Genomic DNA, 3,347 nt, shown 5'->3' with positions numbered 1-3,347 from the left:
CAGTTCTACTCCGGGATGATCATGCCGATCATGCAGTGGGTGAACTGGCTGGGGTACGTGGGGATCGCCGTGGTGGGCGGGCTGCGCGTGGCCAACGGCCAGATGACCCTGGGCGCGGTGACGGCGTTCATCCAGTACTCGCGCGAGTTCAACCAGCCGTTGGGCCAGGTGGCCGGGATGTCCAACATGCTGATCTCCGGAGTGGCCTCGGCCGAGCGCATCTTCGAGCTGCTCGACGAGCCCGAGCAGGCCCCGGACGGCGACGTCGTCGCGCACCTGCCGCGCCCGGTGCGCGGCCGCGTGGACTTCGAGCACGTGCGGTTCTCCTACACCCCGGAGAAGCCGCTGATCACGGACCTGGACCTGGTGGCGGAGCCGGGCCAGACCATCGCGATCGTCGGGCCCACCGGCGCGGGCAAGACCACCCTGGTGAACCTCATCATGCGCTTCTACGAGGTGGACGGCGGCCGGATCCTGGTGGACGGCGTGGACATCAGCCGCGTGCCCCGCGCGGAGCTGCGCTCCCACACCGGCATGGTGCTGCAGGACGCGGTGCTGTTCGGCGGCACCATCCGGGAGAACATCCGCTACGGCCGGCTGGACGCCACAGACGAGGAGGTCATCGCCGCGGCAAAGGCCACCTACGTGGACCGCTTCGTGCACGCGCTCCCGGACGGCTACGACACGGTGATCGAGCAGGACGCGGACAACGTCTCCGCCGGCGAGCGGCAGCTGATCACCATCGCCCGGGCGTTCCTGGCGCAGCCGTCCATCCTGATCCTGGACGAGGCCACCTCCTCCGTGGACACCCGCACCGAGGTGCTGGTGCAGGAGGCCATGGCGGCGCTGCGCTCGGACCGGACGAGCTTCGTGATCGCGCACCGGCTCTCCACCATCCGGGACGCGGACGTGATCCTGGTGATGGAGCACGGGGACATCGTGGAGCAGGGATCCCATGACGAGCTGCTCGCCGCGAAGGGCGCCTACCACCGGCTGTACACGAGTCAGTTCCAGGGCGGGGAGGACGTGGGCCGGGACGACGGCACCGCACCCGGGGACGCCCGGTGACCCCGCGGCAGGGTGACCTGCGCGCTCAAGGGCAGTCCGCCTCCCGAGGCCCCGTGAGGCCGAGGGATCTCACTTGAGCGGGCGCGGCCTCGGCGTCGCCTCCGGCTCCTCGCCGGTGCCGGGCTGCGGGCCGACCTCCGGCTCAGGGACCGCACGGGGCATGCGCAGGGCGTCGACCTGCTGTACCACGACGTCCGCGCCGCCGTCGCTCACCAGGCGCAGCTCCGCCACCTGTGCCGCGCGCAGCTCCTGCGGCATAGCCACCCGGACGGTGGTGCTGAGGATGGAGTGGCTCACCTCGCCCTCAGCGCGGTTGCGCAGGGCGTGGCGGGCGGAGGCGTCCCAGGGAAGCTGCACCACCGTGCCATCGGCGAGGACGGCCTCCACGCGGACGTCGAGGGTCGTCCCCATCGCCTCGCCGGCGTCGAAGGGCGCCAGGTGCAGCGCGAAGGCGTCGGCGGGCCGGCCCACGTCCACCACGAGCGCGCCACCGGCAGGCAGTCGCGCCAGGAACTGCAGGTCAGGATTGGCCTGCGTGGCGGTGTCGGGCTCGGGGCACCGCCGCGGGTCCCGGGTGGGGTTCATCGGGTCGAGGAAGAAGCAGCGCCGCAGGGTCGCGCCGTCTCCCACCACGCGGACCCGCGCCGCCTCCGGGTCCACCACCGCGCCGGAAGCGTCGAGGCCGGACGCGCGCTCGGCGTCCGCCAGCACCGTGCGCTGCACGTCCGCGCCGGGCACGGCCAGCCAGTCCACGGGGCGTCCGCTGAGGGTCGGCGGCAGCGCGTCGAGGCCGTCCAGCGGGAACCCGGCGGCGCCGCGGCCGGCGTCCTCCGGCGTCGTGGTGGGGGAGCCGAGGGTCGCCGCGAACCACTGCTCCGCCGTCGAGACGAGGAACGCCTCATGCTCCGCGGGGCCGGGGCACTCGCCCACCTGCTGCCGGGCCGGGTCGTTCGGGTCGGTGAGGCACCGGTAGCGGTCGTCCAGTCCCTCAGCGGAGAGCGCGCGGTTGATGTACGCGTGGCCCAGCCCCGTGACCATCCCCACCAGGGCCGGCTCCGTCCGGGACTGCGCCAGGTGGGCGGCGCCCAGGAGGGCCGGGGCGAGGTCGATGTCGCCGTCGTCGAGGCTGACGAGGGAGAGCGTGGGCACCTCGGGCGCGGGCGGCGGACCCCAGGGGCCGTCCGGCTCGTCCGGGACCTGGGGGGCGGCCCCGTACGTCAGGATCGAGGCGATGGGCAGGCCGTCGCGGGCGCCGCCGTCGCTGATGAGGGCCGGTGCCGCGCCGGAGCGGGAGTGGCCCACGTAGCCCATTCGGGTCAGGTCCAGGCGGCCGGTCAGGTCGACGCCGAGCGCGTTCTCCTGACCCGCGGCGGCCGCGTCGAGCTCGGGGCGGATGCGGTCCAGGATCGCGGACCAGCCGCGCTGCTGGTCGTACGTCTCCTCCACGCGCTCGATGTACAGCGGGGAGAAGTCCGGGATCAGCACCGCGTAGCCGCGCTCGGCCATGGCCTGCCCGAAGTACTCCATGCCGCGGTCGTAGCGCAGCTCCTTCGTGCCGTCCGGGCACGGGTAGGCGAACTCGGGCTCCTGGTCCTCGGCCACGCAGCCGGGCATGCGCAGGTGGCCCACCACGATCAGCGGCGCGTTCTGCGTCCCGTCCTCCGGGGTGATCAGGCTGCCGCGCACGGGGGTCGCGTAGGGCTCGGGCTCGCCGTCCGTGCGGGGCAGCTCCAGGTTCCCGAGGTCGAACTGGGTGGTGCGCACCCCGTCCGCGACGACGCTCTCCACCGGCGCGATCGCCCGGTCCGCCGGCGCGTGCGGGCCCGCGGCCTCGCTGACCGCGCCCTCGTCGTCGAGCTCGCCCTCGAGCTCGCCGTCGGCCTCGCTGCCCTCGCCGGCCGGGTCCGTGGCGGGGGCCGCGTCGGCGTCGTCTGCGGTGCCCTCCCCGGTGGCGTCCGCCGGCGACGACGACGCCTCGCCCTCCGGAGCGGAGGCTTCCTCGGACGTGGGCGCGGTGGCCACGGAGGTGACCTGGGGCGCGGTCTGGCAGCCCGTCAGAGCCAGGGCGAGGGACAGGGCGGCGGCGGAGAAGGCACAGGGGCGACGCAGAGGCATGCCACCAGTATGCATCCGGGTGACCGGCCGGTCAGATGGGCTGGCCTGCCAGGTCACGCCGGGGTCGGGAGGGTGCGGGGGCGACGTCGGGGTGACGCCGAGACCGATCGCCCGCGCGCCCACCCGCACGCCCACGCGCACGCCGAGGTGACAGAAGTTCCACG

The 3,347-nt window shown here is 74.1% G+C and carries 2 protein-coding genes; one reads left to right on the top strand and one right to left on the bottom strand.

The features are described 5' to 3' along the window. Positions 1-1,068, top strand: a 1,068-nt coding sequence (locus tag Q4D18_RS11360) for an ABC transporter ATP-binding protein (RefSeq protein ID WP_303128496.1), incomplete at its 5' end; no start/stop codon positions are given. 69 nt (positions 1,069-1,137) lie between these two features. Here Q4D18_RS11360 and Q4D18_RS11355 read toward each other — a convergent pair. Next, positions 1,138-3,183 carry a hypothetical protein gene (locus Q4D18_RS11355; RefSeq protein ID WP_303128494.1) on the bottom strand — a complete coding sequence of 682 codons (2,046 nt, stop codon included), beginning with the start codon at positions 3,181-3,183 and terminating at the stop codon, positions 1,138-1,140. Positions 3,184-3,347 lie beyond the last annotated feature (164 nt).

This window comes from Micrococcus sp. (genome assembly GCF_030523875.1).
Classification (GTDB): domain Bacteria; phylum Actinomycetota; class Actinomycetes; order Actinomycetales; family Micrococcaceae; genus Micrococcus.
This window is presented reverse-complemented; position numbering and strand designations above follow the sequence as displayed.